This is a genomic window from Myxacorys sp., from assembly GCF_059501405.1.
In genome coordinates this window covers 1-17,340 of record NZ_JCACCM010000195.1, presented here as the reverse complement: position 1 = coordinate 17,340, position 17,340 = coordinate 1, and the positions used below count along the sequence as shown (strand labels likewise).

Annotated in this window: 16 protein-coding genes; 10 read left to right on the top strand and 6 right to left on the bottom strand. The window is 49.0% G+C overall.

Annotated features, from left to right (window positions below; genetic code table 11):
• Nucleotides 1-76 precede the first annotated feature (76 nt).
• From AC5I6P_RS28000 to upp, 4 genes are all read right to left on the bottom strand, one after another.
• Nucleotides 77-1,570, bottom strand: a complete 1,494-nt coding sequence (locus AC5I6P_RS28000; protein WP_495697065.1) for a DASH family cryptochrome — start codon at nucleotides 1,568-1,570, stop codon at nucleotides 77-79.
• A gap of 165 nt (nucleotides 1,571-1,735) precedes the next feature.
• On the bottom strand, nucleotides 1,736-2,041 hold the full coding sequence (locus AC5I6P_RS27995; RefSeq protein WP_495697064.1) for a YggT family protein: 306 nt from the start codon (nucleotides 2,039-2,041) through the stop codon (nucleotides 1,736-1,738).
• An 82-nt stretch (nucleotides 2,042-2,123) separates the two neighbouring features.
• Complete coding sequence (locus tag AC5I6P_RS27990) at nucleotides 2,124-2,489, bottom strand: ssl2009 family thylakoid membrane protein (protein WP_495697063.1); 366 nt, start codon at nucleotides 2,487-2,489, stop codon at nucleotides 2,124-2,126.
• A 99-nt stretch (nucleotides 2,490-2,588) separates the two neighbouring features.
• Nucleotides 2,589-3,245, bottom strand: coding sequence for a uracil phosphoribosyltransferase (gene upp / locus AC5I6P_RS27985; protein ID WP_495697062.1), 657 nt, complete (start codon nucleotides 3,243-3,245; stop codon nucleotides 2,589-2,591).
• Between the two features lie 326 nt (nucleotides 3,246-3,571).
• Here upp and AC5I6P_RS27980 point away from each other — a divergent pair, with 326 nt between their 5' ends.
• Together AC5I6P_RS27980 and AC5I6P_RS27975 are read left to right on the top strand one after the other, a co-directional pair.
• Complete coding sequence (locus tag AC5I6P_RS27980; protein ID WP_495697061.1) at nucleotides 3,572-3,715, top strand: hypothetical protein; 144 nt, start codon at nucleotides 3,572-3,574, stop codon at nucleotides 3,713-3,715.
• Nucleotides 3,716-4,087: 372 nt separating this feature from the next.
• Complete coding sequence (locus tag AC5I6P_RS27975; protein ID WP_495697060.1) at nucleotides 4,088-5,518, top strand: IS110 family RNA-guided transposase; 1,431 nt, start codon at nucleotides 4,088-4,090, stop codon at nucleotides 5,516-5,518.
• A gap of 542 nt (nucleotides 5,519-6,060) precedes the next feature.
• Here the strand turns inward: AC5I6P_RS27975 and AC5I6P_RS27970 are convergent.
• The gene (locus tag AC5I6P_RS27970) at nucleotides 6,061-6,237 is read right to left on the bottom strand and encodes a hypothetical protein (RefSeq protein ID WP_495697059.1); all 177 of its coding nucleotides are present in this window, start codon (nucleotides 6,235-6,237) and stop codon (nucleotides 6,061-6,063) included.
• A 210-nt stretch (nucleotides 6,238-6,447) separates the two neighbouring features.
• Nucleotides 6,448-6,690: a hypothetical protein gene (locus AC5I6P_RS27965; protein ID WP_495697058.1), complete on the bottom strand. Its 243-nt coding sequence runs from the start codon at nucleotides 6,688-6,690 to the stop codon at nucleotides 6,448-6,450.
• A 28-nt stretch (nucleotides 6,691-6,718) separates the two neighbouring features.
• Here AC5I6P_RS27965 and AC5I6P_RS27960 point away from each other — a divergent pair, with 28 nt between their 5' ends.
• The 8 genes from AC5I6P_RS27960 to AC5I6P_RS27925 all read left to right on the top strand — a co-directional run bounded on the left by AC5I6P_RS27960 (nucleotide 6,719) and on the right by AC5I6P_RS27925 (nucleotide 17,278).
• Nucleotides 6,719-7,759 carry an alpha/beta hydrolase gene (locus AC5I6P_RS27960; RefSeq protein WP_495697057.1) on the top strand — a complete coding sequence of 347 codons (1,041 nt, stop codon included), beginning with the start codon at nucleotides 6,719-6,721 and terminating at the stop codon, nucleotides 7,757-7,759.
• Nucleotides 7,760-7,847: 88 nt separating this feature from the next.
• The gene (locus AC5I6P_RS27955; protein WP_495697056.1) at nucleotides 7,848-9,557 is read left to right on the top strand and encodes a phosphatidylglycerol lysyltransferase domain-containing protein; all 1,710 of its coding nucleotides are present in this window, start codon (nucleotides 7,848-7,850) and stop codon (nucleotides 9,555-9,557) included.
• A gap of 266 nt (nucleotides 9,558-9,823) precedes the next feature.
• Nucleotides 9,824-10,897, top strand: a complete 1,074-nt coding sequence (locus tag AC5I6P_RS27950) for a 30S ribosomal protein S1 (protein WP_495697055.1) — start codon at nucleotides 9,824-9,826, stop codon at nucleotides 10,895-10,897.
• 199 nt (nucleotides 10,898-11,096) lie between these two features.
• Nucleotides 11,097-12,791 carry a GTPase HflX gene (gene hflX, locus AC5I6P_RS27945; RefSeq protein WP_495697054.1) on the top strand — a complete coding sequence of 565 codons (1,695 nt, stop codon included), beginning with the start codon at nucleotides 11,097-11,099 and terminating at the stop codon, nucleotides 12,789-12,791.
• Nucleotides 12,788-13,399 (top strand): 2OG-Fe(II) oxygenase, encoded by a 612-nt coding sequence (locus AC5I6P_RS27940; RefSeq protein WP_495697053.1) that lies wholly within the window; start codon nucleotides 12,788-12,790, stop codon nucleotides 13,397-13,399. Before hflX ends, AC5I6P_RS27940 begins: the two co-directional genes overlap by 4 nt.
• Before the next feature lie 36 nt (nucleotides 13,400-13,435).
• The gene (gene grxC, locus AC5I6P_RS27935) at nucleotides 13,436-13,702 is read left to right on the top strand and encodes a glutaredoxin 3 (protein WP_495697052.1); all 267 of its coding nucleotides are present in this window, start codon (nucleotides 13,436-13,438) and stop codon (nucleotides 13,700-13,702) included.
• 122 nt (nucleotides 13,703-13,824) lie between these two features.
• On the top strand, nucleotides 13,825-14,787 hold the full coding sequence (gene gshB / locus AC5I6P_RS27930) for a glutathione synthase (RefSeq protein WP_495697051.1): 963 nt from the start codon (nucleotides 13,825-13,827) through the stop codon (nucleotides 14,785-14,787).
• A 292-nt stretch (nucleotides 14,788-15,079) separates the two neighbouring features.
• The gene (locus tag AC5I6P_RS27925; protein WP_495697050.1) at nucleotides 15,080-17,278 is read left to right on the top strand and encodes a CHASE2 domain-containing protein; all 2,199 of its coding nucleotides are present in this window, start codon (nucleotides 15,080-15,082) and stop codon (nucleotides 17,276-17,278) included.
• Nucleotides 17,279-17,340 lie beyond the last annotated feature (62 nt).

Sequence of the window (17,340 nt, the reverse complement as noted above, 5' to 3'; positions counted from 1 at the left end):
CAAAATTTGTGTAGTTATGGCAAAATTCAGTCCAACTTCAACCGAAGCATACTGCAAGCGTCTCTCTCTTTATATCTCACCGCCGCCCCCTCACTCTCGACGGCTTACCAAATGCTTGTCCCTGGTTGTAGAGCTTCTCGTTTGCCTCGGCTGACTTAAACAAATCTACAACCGGGTTGGGATAGTCAACGCCGAGTCTCACTCCAAACCGATCTTGCTCCACAGAAGCAAGCTTCCACGGCTCATGCACTTTCGCGGTAGGCACATTGGCGAGTTCGGGCAACCAGTGTTTCACATACTCCCCTTGAGGATCGTAATCCTTGGCTTGCTTAATGATATTGAAGAACCGAAATCCACGGGCATCGTTGCCAACTCCAGCAGTGTAGTTCCAGTTGCCCCAATTGCTGCACACGTCATAGTCAATCAGCAGCGACTCAAACCATTCGGCTCCCCATCGCCAGTCAATACCGAGATTTTTAGTCAGAAAACTCGCGACATTTTGCCGTCCCCGATTGGACATGTAGCCCGTGGCCGCAATTTCTCGCATGTTGGCATCGACAAGCGGAAAGCCGGTTTTACCCTCGCGCCAGAGATCGAATCGCGTTTCGTCTTGCTTCCACGCGATCGCTCGACCCTGCATTCCTGACGCCCGAAAAATATGGTTCCCATGCTTAGCGCAGATGAACCGAAAATAATCGCGCCACAGCAGTTCAAAAATCAGCCAATACGTCGAGTCATTGCGAATGCGCTGCGACTCGTACGCCTGCACTTGCCAATAGATATAGCGCGGCGACAAACAGCCTAGTGCTAACCAAGGTGAAAATTTCGAGGAATAGTCTGCGCCGAGCATTCCATTTCGCGTTTCTTTGTAAGTTTTGAGATGCTCTTGCGTCCAAAAATAGTGTTGTAGTCGCGCCAGTCCTTCCGTTTCTCCGCCCTTGAAGGGAAGAACGGCACGCGGATCGACTAGCGGAGGTTCTAAGCCAAAATCTGTTAGGGTCGGTAACTCACCGACTTCAACTTCCGGCAAACCCCCTAGCGTTTGCGGTGCTGGAAAGGTTTCATAAACGGTTGAAGCTTTCTCGACTTGTTTGCGAAAGCTGGTAAACAGTTCAGGAATGTCGCAAATGTCGAAGGGCAAGTCATCCACATAATAGAGCGTGTGTCCCCAAAACCGTTTGGTTTGAACTTCGATCGCGCTCAAGGCCTGCTCCAGCGCAGATTCAACCGCTCGCTCTTCAGACGTGACTTCCCCATAAAAATACACCGCCTGAACTTCCAATGCCTCGGCTAATTCAGAGATCACCTCTTCAGGCAAGCCGCGTCGCAGGATCAGATCGCTGTTCACAGCCCTTAAACTCTTTCGCAAATCGGCCACGCTTTCCAACAAAAACTGCGCTCGATATGCGCCCGTTTTTGGAAATCCGTAGGACGTTGTTCCAAATTGCCTCTCATCAAAACAATAAACAGGAACAATAGCGGCTCCTGTTTCGAGCGCTTTTATCATCGGCTCATGATCTTGAAGCCGCAAGTCATTGCGATACCAAATCAGAATTCGCTGGTCTGCCACGATCGCTTTTATGGTTCAGGTCATCTGCGATCGTAGCGGGTTCTGCTCAAAAGAGTCTCTCTCAACAAAACAAGGAGCGGACGCAACTCCAAATGAACTGCGCCCGCTCCTTATTCTCTAACTTTGACCCCTGCTGACACCTGGGAAAATGGAAACTTCCTGATGCTAAGCGGCGGGGTATGAAAGCACTAAGCCTGCAACCACTCGTGCTACAGAGGGCAGCACCACACTTTGAATGAGATTCAAGACTAAGAACCCTAAAATTGGAGAAAAATCAATTCCACCGAGCGGCGGAATGATCGAGCGAAACAGATTGAGGTAGGGATCGGTCAGTTGACTCAGAAGCGCAAAGGGCTGCTTATACCAGTCGACGTTGGGGAACCAAGTCAGCAAAATTCTAATAATCAGCAGAACGGTATAAATGCTGATAAAGCTATTTAACGTGGTTAGCAATAACGCTAAGGCTTCCATAGTTGCGGTTTCCTTTCAATGTCTAGGGGTGTTTAGCTTTGAACACAGTTTAAGCGATTCTTCTCACAATTGGCGAACCGCTTTAGGAGGTTTCTACGCTTCCGTCTGGGTTGCGCTTTGTGCCAATCGTATTCTCCTCTAGCTCGGTCGGACGACCGTTGACGCTGCCTAGCTGCTGCCGCACGTCGTCAATTGCCGTATTCAACTGCGCGATCTTGTCTTCCAAACTTTGGCGAGCCAGCTCAATATTTTGCTCAGATGAAGCTCTTAGAGAACGCCGTTTGGCTTTTAGAGCTTTGCCCTGAGCGGATTCAGCCCTAAGCAACGGTTCTTCTACCGATTTATCGCCAAGACGTTGGCTGACCAGTACGCCCAATACACCGCCGACAACACCGCCCGCGATCGCGCCTAGAAAGAAGCCACTTGAAAAGTTATCTTGTTGACTCATAGCTGACTCAAGATGCTTTCCTTATATTGTATCGATTGAGGGTCATTCATTACTCTTGCAAAAAAGGATTTTAGCGATAACTGATATCGGATTCGTCCTTTAATGCGCTGTGCCAAAGGTGCGATCGCCGGCGTCTCCCAGGCCTGGCACGATGAATCCGTGATCGTTGAGTCCTTCATCGATCGCGGCGGAATAAATATTCAAACCCGGATACGCAGCACTCAGTTTTTGCAAGGCAGGCGGTGCTGCCACCACACAAACAATTCTTACAAATGTTGGATCAATGCCTCGCTTGACTAATTCTGCCATTGCCATCATGGTCGATCCGCCCGTTGCCAACATCGGTTCAGGAATCAAAACGCGAGTTTGAGGATCAAATTGAGCGGGCAATTTGTTTAAATAGCAACTGGCTTCTAACGTTTCTTCGTTACGAACTAGACCCAAGTGATAGACCGATGCCAATGGTAAGAGAGACTGTGCCCCATCGAGTAAGGCGAGACCTGCCCGCAAGATCGGGACAACAGCGATCGGCGTTTCTGGATTAATAAACGTGGCAGGACAAGGCGCAAGCGGCGTTTCGACCGTTGTATCTAGCGTTGGCAACCATTCCCGTACCGCTTCATAAGTGAGCCACCGACCTAGCTCAGTCATGGCACTCCGAAACAGAGCCGACGGTGTGGACGCATCGCGAGCGACTCCCAACCAGTGCCGAATTAAGGGATGAGGCGGAACGTACACACGTAGTTGGAGGGTCATAGTTGTTCGTAGTCAGCAAGATCTTGTAAGTTCCAAATATAATACTCCTTCTAAACTTTTTCAGGTAACCGTTCGCTAATACTGGCTGAGACAGGTCTTGGGTGAGATTAGGCCTTTTCTACACAGCGTTGCAAATAGCGTCTCTCTTCTTAGCATTAAGACCGTCTACCAAGGCTCGGCTGACAATTGAGAATTTATTGCAGTTGTATTGACAATGATTCGCAGTAAATTTATAGTGTTCTACAGTGTTCTCCTCTCTAGAGGATCGGCTTTAGCCCAACCTACGATATCTTTGGACAAGTTGGGCTATTCTTTATCTTCTAAGAATGCAGAATGTTCTAGGCTATGGTGGTGTCAGCAAGCTGGATTACGAACAGCGGATAAGCGATGAAGAATTAGATACCGCTGCTAAACAACAGCGCGATCGATTAGAAAAAGCAGGCTGCACTGAAATATTTTTTGATATTTAGATTTTTTGATATTTAGCGAGGAACAGATGATGACCGTCCAAATTCGGCGGTTGTTGTCCCGACTGCGGAATCGGAATAAGCAAATCGCGTCTTCAATTGCGTGATCTACTTATTAGTTAGCAATCCACGCGCGGACGAACCATCAGGGTGAAAGAAACTTTTGAGAGGGGTGAGGCTGTAAAGATAAGCTGAGAGAGTTCAGACAGTTAAGACCGAAGCGACCTTGGAGTTACGAACCCGAAAGTTAGCATGGTTCCGGCGATGGATGGCTTAGGCATTGGTGGCTCAATCGAGACCCCGTTTAGGAGACTAGCAAATGTTGGAGCATCGTCGGGTCTGAGCATTTGATCATTCCCCGAACCGGAGTGTGCCATGAATCAGTCCAACCCAGCGTCGAGGGTTAAAGGCAAGTCAAAGGAGCGCCACGTAGATGCTCCTCAATTGGAGAGTTTGAAGCAAATCAATCTCGAGGCTGCTGGCTTAGATGTAGGAGCTAGCGAAATCTACGCCTGTGTTCCCGAGGGGCGCTCCCCATCGTCGTCGGTGCGAGTCTTTTCCAGCTTTACAGCGGACCTCAATGCTTTAGCAGATTGGTTGAGCCAGTGTCAGGTTAAGACAGTGGCAATGGAATCAACTGGGGTGTATTGGATTGCCATCTTCCAAATTCTAGAAGCACGAGGATTTGAAGTGTACTTGGTCAACGCTCAGTACATCAAGAATGTGACGGGAAAAAAGACCGATATTTTAGACTGTCAGTGGATACAGCAATTACTGACTTATGGCTTACTGCACAAGTCGTTTCGACCGGATGACGCGACTTGTGTCTTGCGGTCTTTGGTTCGTCATCGCGACATGCTACTGCGCTATCGTGCTAGCCATGTCCAGCATATTCAGAAAGCACTGCATCAAATGAACCTCAAACTAACCAATGTCCTCAGCGACGTGACCGGAGCGACGGGAATGCGGATCATCCGAGATATTCTGGCAGGAGTGCGTGACCCCCAGCAGTTAGCACAACATCGAGATCATCGTTGCGGCAAAAGTGCCCAAGAGATCGCTAAATCGCTCGAAGGAGATTATCGGCACGAGCATGTCTTTGCCCTCCAACAGTCAGTGGAACTCTACGACATCTACAGCGAAAAGTTGCAAGCCTGCGATGTCGAAATTGAGCAGCAGATGACTCGATTTGCACCTCGGATTGAGATTGAGCAGCATCCTTTACCCCCTGCCACTCGTCCCCGTGCCATTCGCCCCAAAAACGATCCTGTCACTGACCTGCGTCCAGCCCTTTACCAGATGGCTGGAGTTGATTTAACCCAAATTGATGGCTTGAATATTTTGAGTATTCAAGCGATTCTCTCCGAGATTGGTACAGACATGAGCCAGTGGAAGACGGTGAAGCATTTCACGTCATGGTTAGGGTTGAGTCCGCATAACGAGAAAACGGGAGGTAAAATCATTCGCAGCAAAACCAAGAAAACAGATAATCGGGCAAATCATGCATTCCGGCTAGCAGCAGCAACGCTAGGGCGAAGCCAAAGCGCACTTGGGGTCTTTTATCGACGCATGAAAGCTAAGTTAGGGACACCTAAGGCAGTGGTTGCTACAGCCCATAAGTTGCCGCGCATTGTCTATCATCTGCTCAAATACCAAGTGCCCTTCTCGGCACTTCCCCCGGAACAAGAGGATGCTCGCTATCGCGAACGAGCACTTCGCAAGCTGCAACGCAAAGCACTCAAACTGGGAGCTACGCTTGTGGTTAATCCAGCCTCTGATAGTCAGGCTCACGGGCTTGTTTCTTAGGAGCGAAGATCCACGATTAAGATTGCAAAACTACGGCAGCAGATTCCGCAACTCACAGCTTTATGTGTTGCGTTACAGCATTCGACTCAGTGTTTTCATCATTTGCTCCTTAATTTCACACGTTTGGTCTTTGATTTCAGTCATTGATCCTGTGTTCTCAACTATCTGAAGGATCACAACACTTCTATTTATTGAAATTATTCAATCACAAACTCGAATTCTGTCTTCACCGCGCAACGTGCAGCCGCAGCAAACTCAGCATCCTCTCGAACGGCTTTCTCCAGCTCATCTTTTGCATCCTTCGCTGGTAGTCCTAAAGATGTAAGGATGGCTGAAAAGCCCAGGCAGTCACGAATCTACAGCTCCATCTTTCAAGGAAAGGGCCGAAGTTTCCAGGATCAGAGCGCTGAAACGCTGCTGATTGGTTAAGTCAGTGCGCTTTTAAGTCAAAAGCAGGCCGTATACTCAAGGCGGGCGACTTCTGGCTAGATGTCTATAACGCCTGTGCAACAATTGTTTCAGGCATCATTACTTGTTTAGCACTACCCCTTCGCTAACTGCTGCAACTTGACATTACCTAACTGTTTAGCGGCTAACTGCACAACTTCGTGTAGTACTTTCAGGCTTTGCAATTGTTCAAGTCTTGCCTCTGGAAGCGATCGCTCATTCAGTTTTAAGGCATCTCTTGTCACTTTTCCTTTCTGAGTTTCGTCAATCACAAATGCAAATTCACCTCAAACCCCAAGCAAGTCTTCAGGATTCGTTCGTAAAAATAACACTTTCCATGTTGCGCTGTAATTAATGCCTGCTTCACGCTTTGATGAGCATAGATTGAGCGATCAAACGAGAATATTTTGTCTCCAGTTTGGTACGCAACTGGATTGCGAGAGTAGGAACTACAGTGCGATCGCCGTTTACGTTTGCCGTCCTCAGCTAGTTTTTGTGGAACGGTTGTCGATTTCTGAATGGAGCAATGTTGTTTTACCAACTCCGTTGTCGCCTAAAATTACTGTCCACTGTGCAGGATTATCATTGCTATCAGTCAGATCAAGAACTTGTTTATCTTTAAAGCAAAGAACCCTGTCTACTGCCAACGAAAGGAAATAGACAGGCGGCTCATAATGAGCCGCAGGTTTGCGTTTGCTTGTGGTTTTTTTAGGCTTGTCTGCCATGATTTTTGGGTCAGAACCCTACGCGCTCATGATACTGCTTATCGCTAATAGCAGTAAGGGATTGATAATCACACTTTCCGTCATCATCAGCGAAGAGGTATGCTACCGTATCCAAAGTTTCAAGCTCCAGCGACAAATGCGGCTCAAGATCAATCGACGCCAAACGATATTAACTGCCAGCGCGATCGCGCTCACCTCCATTAGCGCCCTCGTCGGTTGGTATGTGTTTATTGCAGGCGCTCCGCAACTCGATCCGCCGCCTGCTGAAACCGGAACCGGGCTTCAATTTCAAATTAAAAGTTTTTACAGCAACGCAATGGGCGAAACTCGTCGCTACGGACTTGTGTTGCCACCCGGATATGATCGCCATCCCGACCGACGCTATCCAGTCGTTGTCTTACTACACGGCGGACACGGCAACGAATGGGATTACGAGAAAAAAGCGCGGCTCACCTCGGTATTGCACGATCTTTACGGCAAAAAAGCCCTTCCGCCCTCAATTATCGTCACTCCCGATGGTAGCGACGATCGCGGCACTAGTCCATTTTGGGATCCAGACTATTACGACGGTGAAAACGGCAAAGTCGCCACGCTCATCGGCGTTGATCTCGTTAAGGAAATAGAATCGCACTATCGAACCCAGATTGAACCCCAATTTTGGGCAATGGGAGGACTTTCGTCAGGCGCATGGGGCGCGTTTAACATTGGCTTGCGCTATTTAAATGAGTTTCATATTTTCTTTAGTCACACTGGCTATTTCAAAGACACAAGCGGCGATCAAAACAGTCCGTTACTGTTCATCGATCAAATTCCAGACGAAGAGCGGCAACACCTGCGCATTTATCTTGATGCAGGAGAGGCAGACAATAAATATTTAGAGGCCACTCAAGAGTTTCATCAAACCCTCGATCGCTTAGACATTAAAAACGAATTCCGTGTGTTCCCCGGTGGACACGGTATTGTCGGTCAAGACGTCGGTTGGAACTATTGGCATCGCCACCTAAAAGATTCGTTACGCTTTGTTGGAACTCAGTTTAGAATGGCTCAGCGAAAGCAGGGCGCAAATTAATATGTTTAGCGAATTAATCACGCTCCACCGCTATTTTTTGAAACACTTCATTTTTTGAGAAAACGTGATCTCAAGCTGCACACATGGAATGAAACAGCGAAACCGGACTGATACGCTCTCTCGTCGAAGCCGACTGGGGTTATGGATCGCGACCGTACTAACCGGGGTAACAGGGTTGGTCAATTTACTTTCGGCTGTGACGCCGAGTGTTCCTAGGCGATCTGCTTTGCTAGGGCTGTTTCTCCCGTTTTCTGTACAAGCAGGAGGACATTTATTTGCCGCCCTCTCTGGATTTGTCTTAATTACCTTGGCGGTGAACTTAGCTAGACGAAAGCGAATGGCTTGGTATATTACGGTCATTCTATTGGGACTCTCGATCATTAGCCATCTGATCAAAGGCTTAGATTTTGAAGAAAGCACGCTCGCGATCGCGCTTCTCGCCCATTTGTTTTTGATTCGCAGACTCTATACCGCTCAATCCGATCCTCCATCGAGCGCTCAAGGCATTCGCATTCTGATCGTTGCCGCTCTATTTACCCTAGCGTACGGAACCGCCGGATTTTATATTCTCGATGGCTATTTCAACGTCAATGGCACTCCGGTTAACTTTAGTTTTAAAGATTCGATTCTCCAGACCTTAGCGATATTCTTTACAGCAGACAACGCTGGATTAGAACCGAAGGGACAGTTTGCGCTTTTCTTTGCCAATTCGATTTATGCAGTCGGAGCCATTACGTTAACCTATGCGTTACTCATGGTCTTGCGTCCTGTGTTGTTGCGCGGCGATCCGGCAACGCTAATCGATCGCGATCGCGCCCGCGACATTATTGATCAGCACGGACGGTCTTCTCTAGCACGCTTAGCACTGCTGCCCGACAAATCCTACTATTTTAGTCCGTCGGGTCAAAGCGTTGTGGCGTATGTTGCCAAAGGTCGAGCCGCGATCGCGCTCGGCGATCCGATTGGTCCACTTTACGATCGCTGGGAAACGTTGAAGGGGTTTCAATACTTTTGCGATCGCAACGATTGGTTTCCCACCTTCTACGAAGCAATGCCCGATCAATTGCCACTTTACAAATCGTTTGGCTACCGTTGGGTGCAAATTGGCGAAGAAGCGATCGTCGATCTGCACACCTTCAACCTCAAAGGAAAAGCCAACCAAGATTTTAGAACCGCAATCAATCGATTCACCAAAGCCGGACATCGATTTCAAGTCTACGAACCCCCGATTGACAATACTCTAATCGATCGATTAAAGCCCGTCAGTGACGAATGGCTGCAACTAAAGCAAGGATCAGAAAAGCAGTTCTCGATCGGATGGTTTGATCAAGATTACTTGCAGCAGTGTCACATCGCCGTACTTTACAACTCCAATGGCAAGATCATTGCCTTTGCCAATTTGCTCTCAAAATATCAACGTCATGAAGTCACCATTGATTTGATGCGCCATTGCCACGACGCCGAAAAAGGCACAATGGATTTTCTGTTTGCATCGCTATTGCAGCACTTCCAGCAAGCCGGATACGACAGCTTTAATTTCAGCTTATCCCCCCTTGCCGGAGTGGGAGAATCACCGAGCGCTCATCGAGTCGAGAAAGGATTGCACTACTTCTTTGAGCATCTCAATCAGTTCTACAACTTCAAAGGATTACATCAATTTAAGGAGAAGTTTCGTCCCCAGTGGGAACCGCGCTACTTGGTTTATCCCAACGTTACAACACTGCCCGATATTGCCGTAGGACTCGTCCGCGCCGATTCGGGCGATCGCTTACTTGACTATTTAAAGCCAGGAACCTAATCTGCCTCACTTCTACAACTTGGAGAAATTAAGAAAACCCTGATTTCAAAGTGTCGATCGCGCCATTCGATAACTCTCTCTAAGAAGTCAAACGCCCTGTGTTATGAGAGAGAGATTGAGCTATCATAAGAATTCTGAACTCACTAATCCGTCCAAACCGTTCCTTAGATCCTAAGGGATGAAGGTGTAGGCTGCACATTTTCCGGATGTGCATATGCATCAGCAGGAGGCGATTTTTTACGGAGACAACTAGGAAAACAATTAGCATGGTCAATCAGAACACAGTAGCTATGGATGTCGGTTTTACCCACGAAGACTTTGCGGCTTTACTAGATAAATACGACTATCATTTCAGTCCGGGAGATGTTGTAGCCGGAACCGTATTTAGCCTAGAGCCAAGAGGTGCGCTGATTGACATTGGTGCTAAGACGGCTGCCTATATTCCGATTCAGGAAATGTCGATCAACCGCGTGGATAACCCCGACGAGGTGTTGCAATCCAACGAAACGCGGGAGTTCTTCATCTTGGCAGACGAGAATGAAGATGGACAGTTAACCCTCTCAATTCGCCGGATTGAGTACATGCGAGCATGGGAGCGGGTTCGCCAACTCCAAGCCGAAGATGCTACGGTGCGATCGATTGTATTTGCCACCAACAGAGGCGGAGCGCTGGTTCGCATTGAAGGACTGCGCGGCTTTATTCCTGGCTCTCACATCAGCACTCGCAAGCCGAAGGAAGAATTAGTCGCTGAAGAGTTACCGCTCAAGTTTTTAGAAGTAGACGAAGAGCGCAACCGTCTCGTTCTGAGCCATCGTCGGGCGCTGGTTGAGCGTAAGATGAACCGTCTGGAAGTTGGCGAAGTCGTGATTGGCACGGTGCGCGGCATCAAGCCTTATGGTGCGTTCATTGATATCGGCGGTGTTAGCGGTTTGCTACACATTTCTGAAATTTCTCACGATCACATTGATACGCCCCACAGCGTGTTCAATGTGAATGACGAAGTTAAAGTCATGATCATTGATCTTGATGCTGAGCGGGGGCGGATTTCGCTCTCGACGAAGCAGCTTGAGCCAGAACCGGGCGATATGGTGAAGAACCCGAGTGTGGTGTATGAGAAAGCCGAGGAAATGGCCGCTAAGTATCGCGAAACGGTAATGCAGCAACAGCAGGGCGGGGCACCGGCTGCCGTTGCAGAAGCACCACCTGCGATCGAAGCACCTACAGAAGAGGAGGAATTAGAAATTCCTTCCGCTGTTGAGGAGCCGGAAATCCCTTCAGCCGTTGAAGAAGTGCCTGAAGCGACTCCAGAAGCAGAGTTAGTGCCTGTCACTGAAGAATAATCGCAACTCTACAAAGCGATTAACACTGTAAGAGGGAGTAATCCCTCTTTTTTTGTGAACTGATCCAAAGCACCCCGATTGGCTCTACTCGCTTCAAAAGACTGCATGCTGTAAAGATCTAATAATTCTCCGATGGAAAGACAGAACCTTGTTTAGTCGGAATCTGGAGATCTAATATAGAGACAGTAGCGTTAGGCAAGTGATCCTTATCGAAACGGTTTACGGTCATCTTCAAGGTCTCAAATCTAGTCAGTTAAAGCAGTTGCAGCGCTTGTACCATCAGCGTCTACCCGGCGATCGCATCACCACGCCAGAATTTGCTCAGCGCCTCGCTGCCATTAGTACAGATCTGAACCAGCCTGTCTGTGCTTATATCAATCGGCGCGGGCAGGTGATTCGCGTTGGCGTCGGCACACCGAGGCAAACCCAGATTCCGCCGCTAGAACTCCCTCGCTACGGGGCAGAGCGTCTGTGCGGTATTCGGTGTATTGCGACTCAACTCAAACAAGATCCGCCTGGAGAGTCAGCGCTGACGGCTATGGCAATTCAGCGACTTGATGCTCTTGTAGCGCTGACTCTCACAGGTGGCGGTTTCGAGCGGCGCGGCGGTGGCGCCACCGGATATGTGAAAGCGGCCTACCTAGCGCATTTGGTTCCTCACCCAGAAGCCAACTGGACGGTTTCGCCTGCCCTTAGTCTCGATATCGTTGCTAACCAAGATTTTCTAGACCTAGTTGAAGGACTAGAGGAAGAATTTCAGCGCGAATCGGCCGGGCAACAGGTGGATGGCGATCATGATCAGGTGTTGGTCGTGGGGGTGCAGACGGCTAATCTATCCCCGCAGCGCTTTGAGGATGGTCTACAGGAATTGGCTCGGTTGGTGGATACGGCAGGCGGAGAAGTGCTACAAACGTTGAAACAAAAACGTCCTCGTCCCCATCCTCAAACCGTAGTCGGCGAAGGAAAAGTGCAGGAAATTTCGCTCACGGCACAGACGATCGGGGCAAATTTGATTGTCTTTGATCGCGACCTGTCACCAGCGCAGGTGCGAAACTTGGAGACGCAGATCGGCATTCGAGTGGTCGATCGCACCGAAGTGATTCTCGATATTTTTGCCCAACGAGCGCGATCGGGAGCAGGTAAACTCCAAGTCGAGCTAGCTCAGCTGGAATATATGCTGCCCAGGCTTGCAGGACGCGGACAAGCCATGTCTCGATTAGGCGGCGGCATCGGCACAAGAGGCCCGGGAGAGACAAAACTTGAAACAGAACGAAGAAGCATTCAGCGACGCATTTCGCGGCTTCAGCAAGAGGTGGATCAGCTCCAGGCTCACCGCGCGCGATTGCGGCAACGCAGGCAACATCAAGAAGTCGCCTCGATCGCCGTGATTGGCTATACCAACGCTGGTAAATCTACATTGCTAAATGCGTTGACCAATGCAGAGGTCTATACCGCCGATCAACTCTTTGCTACGCTCGATCCAACGACTCGGCGGCTGATGGTTTCCAATCCAGAAACCCATGAGTCAACGTCGATGCTGCTCACTGACACCGTGGGATTTATCCATGAGTTGCCGCCTTCCCTGATGGATGCGTTCCGGGCCACATTAGAGGAAGTCACTGAAGCCGATGCCTTGCTGCATGTGGTGGATCTATCCCACCCAGCGTGGCAAAGTCAGATTCGAGCGGTGATGCAGATTTTGTCAGAAATGCCTATTTCTCCTGGTCCAGCCCTGGTCGCATTTAATAAAATTGATCAAGTCGATGGGGCAACCCTAGCGATCGCACGGGAAGAATTTCCTCAAGCCGCGTTTATCTCAGCTCACGAGCGGTTGGGCTTAGAAACGCTGCGGCAACGGCTCTGTCAATTGGTTAGCTATGCGGTATCCACATGAGCGTGATTCAGGCGGCGAAGTATCTTCAACTGGATCAGTTTCTGAACCCATCGAGGCTGCCAACCTTGCAGGGCACTTCACGTCTGCTCGATTATGTGCTGCATCAGGAATCTAACTTTGTCCCCACTACCACCTCAACGGGTGAAACGGACTATCGAAAATCAAAAATTCTCTACGAGTTTCCAGACTTGTCTCAGTGGATGGTGCAACAGGTAGAAGCGGTTTTGCCGACTGTTTTTACTCAGTTAGATCATCCACCCTTTCAGGTATCGCAGATCGAGATTCAGCTAACGGCGCACAACGATGGCGACTATTACAAAATGCACAACGACAACGGCAGCGCTGAAGTGGCCCGCCGAGAACTGTCGTATGTGTACTATTTTTACCAAGAACCGAAAGGATTTTCGGGAGGAGAGTTGCGCCTCTATGACCTCAATGTAGAAACCGGATGGTACGAATCAGCAGAAACCTCGGTGACCATCGAGCCGCGCAATAACACGATTGTCTTCTTCCCAAGCCATTATCTTCATGAAGTCTTGCCAGTGTTGTGCCCGTCCCGCGCCTTTGCCCAAAGTCGGTTCACGCTGAATGGTTGGATCTGTCATTAGCGCTTAAAATTTAAGAAATATTACTATTGAAAGACTATGGCTCCTACTGTTGAAATCTACATCTGGAGTACCTGCCCCTTCTGCATCCGGGCGAAAGCACTGCTCGATCGCAAAGGCGTTCAGTACACCGAATACAATCTAGATGGCGACGAACCTGGACGCATGAAAATGGCGGAGCGCTCAGGTGGACGGCGTTCTGTCCCACAAATTTTTATCAACGATCAGCATATTGGCGGCTGTGATGATATTCATGCCCTCGATCGGGCTGGAAAACTTGATGCACTGCTGCAAGCAGCAAGCTAAAGCAATTTGCGGTTAAAAACGGTCTCTCGTTGGCAACAGATGGGCGAGCAGGTGAGTCTTGCTCCGTTACATCCGCTGCAAAATCTGCTGCCAGCCGAATTCAAAAACTTAGGACATTGCTTGTGAAATTTGCATTCATCATCGATCCGATCCATCGTCTCGACCCCACTCATGACACCAGCGTGGCGTTTATGGAAGCCGCTCAAGAGTTAGGGCATGAAGTGTGGGTGACGCAACTCGATCGCTTAAGTGTTGTCAGTGGCAAGGCGTGGGCATTGCTCGAACCCGTGACGCTGACCCCTGTGACGCTAGGTGAAAATCGATGGGTCGCGATCGCGCAGTGGTACTCGATTGGAGAAGCGCTATTTCAACCGCTCGAAGAGATGGACGTAGTGTTCATGCGAAAAGACCCGCCGGTCGATGAGGCCTACCTTTTCGCCACTTATATTTTGGATTACATCGACCCGGCAAAAACTCAGGTGGTCAACTCGCCTAGGGGCATTCGAGCTGCCAATGAGAAAATGTATGCTCTGCAATTTACGGATGCGATTCCCGATACAATTGTCACCCAAGATAAGCAGGTGATTCGGCAGTTTTTAGACCGCGAGGGAGCGGCCGTGCTGAAACCCCTCAACGGCAAAGCGGGGGAAGGCATTTTATTTTTGCAGCCGGGCGATCGCAACTTCAATTCGTTGATCGAAATCAGCACTCAGCAGGGGAAAGTGCCAATTATGGTGCAAAGCTATTTGCCTGCCGCTAAAGATGGTGATAAACGGATCATTCTGCTGAACGGAACCCCGATTGGAGCCGTCAACCGAATTCCTACGGGCAATGAGTTTCGAGGAAATATGGCCGTGGGAGGGCGCAGCGCCCAAACCGAAATTAGCGATCGCGATCGCGAAATCTGTGCGATGTTAGCTCCCGCACTACAGCGCGATCAACTCACCTTTGTGGGCATAGATGTGATTGGCGGCTATTTAACTGAGGTGAATGTGACAAGTCCAACGGGTGTGCGAGAGGTCGATCGGCTCGATGGCAGCAAATTAGGGCATCAGGTCATTCAGCAGATTGCGCAGCCGCGTTAGGGCAGCAAATCTTTCTCGAATGGTTTAAGCAGAGGTTTAAGCAAAATCACCATAAGTGATGTGCATCAAAGCACACTTGATTTTGGCTCTTCTCTTCTCTGACCCCTTCTTGATTCCCGTGATAAAATTTCTATCAATATAGGCCCAGTCAGGAGTTGCTTGGAGAGATGTTAATGGCAGCAAGCCCCCTTGCGTAGTCAATTTGTTCTCTCTCTGATGATAATAAAACTTCAGAACGTAAAACGCGATCTATCCATGCTTGTTCTTGGTGTAACGCCGTTCTACCCAACCCATGATTAAGCATCTTGAGTGGCGACGAGTCTTGACAACCGTGCTGACCACCGTGTGGGAGAGCGGGCGAATTTGGATTACCGCTTCGGCAGTGACAAGCTGCCTGATTGGTCTGCGAGTAGGCGGCGTGCTGCAAACTTGGGAATTGAGTACGGTGGATCAGTTTTTTCGGCTGCGTCCAGCCGAACCAATCGACGATCGCATCGTCATCATTGGCATGAATGAAGAGGACATTCAGCAGTTGGGTTGGCCGCTATCCGATACACAGCTAGCGGCAGTGTTGCAAACGATTCAAGCGGCCAAGCCACGAGCTGTAGGTGTTGACTTTTATCGAGATATTCCGGTCGGGTCGGGCAATTCTAATCTGCTCAGTACGTACCAATCCATGCCCAATCTAGTAGGCATTGAGCAGCTAAAAGATCGCGAGGGGTCAGGTGTAGCAGCCTCTCCAAAGCTCAAACGGCTCGGGCAGGTTGGCTTTAACAATATTGTGTACGACAGCGATCGCAAGATTCGTCGGGCGCTTCTATATTGGACCGTAAACGGCAAGAGATATCAGAGTTTCTCGCTTAAGTTGGCATTACGGTACTTGAGCGCAGAAGGGATTCAGCCTAAACCAGGGGTGAAGCAGCCCCGCTATCTGCAATTGAGAAATGCCGTTTTTCCGCAACTGACGCCCAACGACGGAGTTTACAATCAAGCCGATGCCGGCGGCTATCAAGTACTGGCAAACTTCCGAGGAGCGGCGGGTCAATTCAAAATGTTTTCGCTGAAGCAATTGCTCAACGGAGAAGTGCCGCCGGATCAGTTGCGCGATCGCATTGTTTTAATTGGCGCGGTCGCCACTAGCCTCAAAGACTTTTCGGCAACACCCTACACCAAACTGCAGCTTGGCTCATCAGGACTGATGGCAGGCGTTGAAATTCAGGCGAATTTTATCAGTCAAATTTTGAGTGCCGCTCTCAACAATCGACCGTTGTTTCAGACCTGGACGGAACCGATCGAGTGGATTTGGATTTGGATTTGGGCGGCGATCGGCACGGGCCTAAGTTGGAAGCTGCGATCGCCGCATCGCACCGCTCTGGTAATCCTGTTTGTGGGAGTCGGATTAATTAGCATTTGCTACGGCGCGTTTTTGGTCGGGTGGATTATTCCCGTTGTGCCCAGTTTTTTAGCCTTGACTGGCTCCGCCCTAGTCATCATCAGCTACATTGCTCACACCGAAGAAGAATTGAAGCGATCAAAAGAATTTTTACATCGCGTGATTAATAGCATTCCCGATCCGGTGTTTGTTAAAGATAAACATCATCGTTGGATCGTATTGAACGAAGCGTACTCCAGATTTTTAGGAAAGCCTGTTGAAGAACTTGTCGAAAAATCGGATTACGACATTTTTCCGGCTCACGAAGCAGATATTTTCAGGCAGCAAGACGAGTTGGTGTTTCAAAACGGACATGAATTAGAACACGAGGAACAATTCACGAGTGCGGATGGTAGAACTTATCATATTGCTACGAAGCGATCGCTGCACAAAGACGCAGCAGGCAACCGATTTTTAGTTGGTGTGATTCGAGATATCACGCACCGCAAAACCATTGAAAATGAATTGCGACGAACCACGTTAGAACTATCTCGCTCAAACGCAGAATTACGTTTATCGCAAGACCGACTGAGCTATCTCGCTAATCATGATGGATTGACTGGATTACCCAATCGAAATCTATTGTACGAACGGTTAAGTCAATGCTTAGATTGGGCAAGTGAGAATGGTAAGTTAGTCGCTGTTTTGTTTCTTGATTTAGATGGATTTAAACGCATTAATGATACGTTGGGTCATGGAGTTGGGGATCTGCTACTGCAAGCGGTGGCACGGCGCTTAAGTGGATGCTTGCGAACCAGCGATATGATCGCTCGGCTCGGCGGCGATGAATTTGTTGTGATGCTGCCATCGATTCCAGACTTAAATAATGCAACAACCGTCGCTGAAAAAATTTTGCATACCCTGTCTCAAGCGTTTGCAATTTCAGGTCAGACCTTACTGGTCTCATCGAGTATTGGAATTAGTCTTTATCCAACCCATGCAGACGACCTAGAAACCCTGTTACAAAAGGCAGATGAAGCGATGTATCAGGCAAAACAAGCTGGAAAAAATCGATATGTCATTAGCGCCGTCAATTTTGAAGAAACCGCAGACGCTTGAATGGTAATAGACTTGTCGGTAAATAAGGGAGAATAGAGAACAGTGACGAGATGAGATAATGC

Coding starts and splice junctions, on each gene's coding strand:
- AC5I6P_RS27995 (WP_495697064.1), bottom strand. CDS start 2,041: ATGGAAGCCTTAGCGTTATTGCTAACCACGTTAAATAGCTTTATCAGC.
- AC5I6P_RS27990 (WP_495697063.1), bottom strand. CDS start 2,489: ATGAGTCAACAAGATAACTTTTCAAGTGGCTTCTTTCTAGGCGCGATC.
- upp (WP_495697062.1), bottom strand. CDS start 3,245: ATGACCCTCCAACTACGTGTGTACGTTCCGCCTCATCCCTTAATTCGG.
- AC5I6P_RS27980 (WP_495697061.1), top strand. CDS start 3,572: ATGCAGAATGTTCTAGGCTATGGTGGTGTCAGCAAGCTGGATTACGAA.
- AC5I6P_RS27975 (WP_495697060.1), top strand. CDS start 4,088: ATGAATCAGTCCAACCCAGCGTCGAGGGTTAAAGGCAAGTCAAAGGAG.
- AC5I6P_RS27965 (WP_495697058.1), bottom strand. CDS start 6,690: ATGGCAGACAAGCCTAAAAAAACCACAAGCAAACGCAAACCTGCGGCT.
- AC5I6P_RS27960 (WP_495697057.1), top strand. CDS start 6,719: ATGATACTGCTTATCGCTAATAGCAGTAAGGGATTGATAATCACACTT.
- AC5I6P_RS27955 (WP_495697056.1), top strand. CDS start 7,848: ATGAAACAGCGAAACCGGACTGATACGCTCTCTCGTCGAAGCCGACTG.
- AC5I6P_RS27950 (WP_495697055.1), top strand. CDS start 9,824: ATGGTCAATCAGAACACAGTAGCTATGGATGTCGGTTTTACCCACGAA.
- AC5I6P_RS27940 (WP_495697053.1), top strand. CDS start 12,788: ATGAGCGTGATTCAGGCGGCGAAGTATCTTCAACTGGATCAGTTTCTG.
- grxC (WP_495697052.1), top strand. CDS start 13,436: ATGGCTCCTACTGTTGAAATCTACATCTGGAGTACCTGCCCCTTCTGC.
- AC5I6P_RS27925 (WP_495697050.1), top strand. CDS start 15,080: ATGATTAAGCATCTTGAGTGGCGACGAGTCTTGACAACCGTGCTGACC.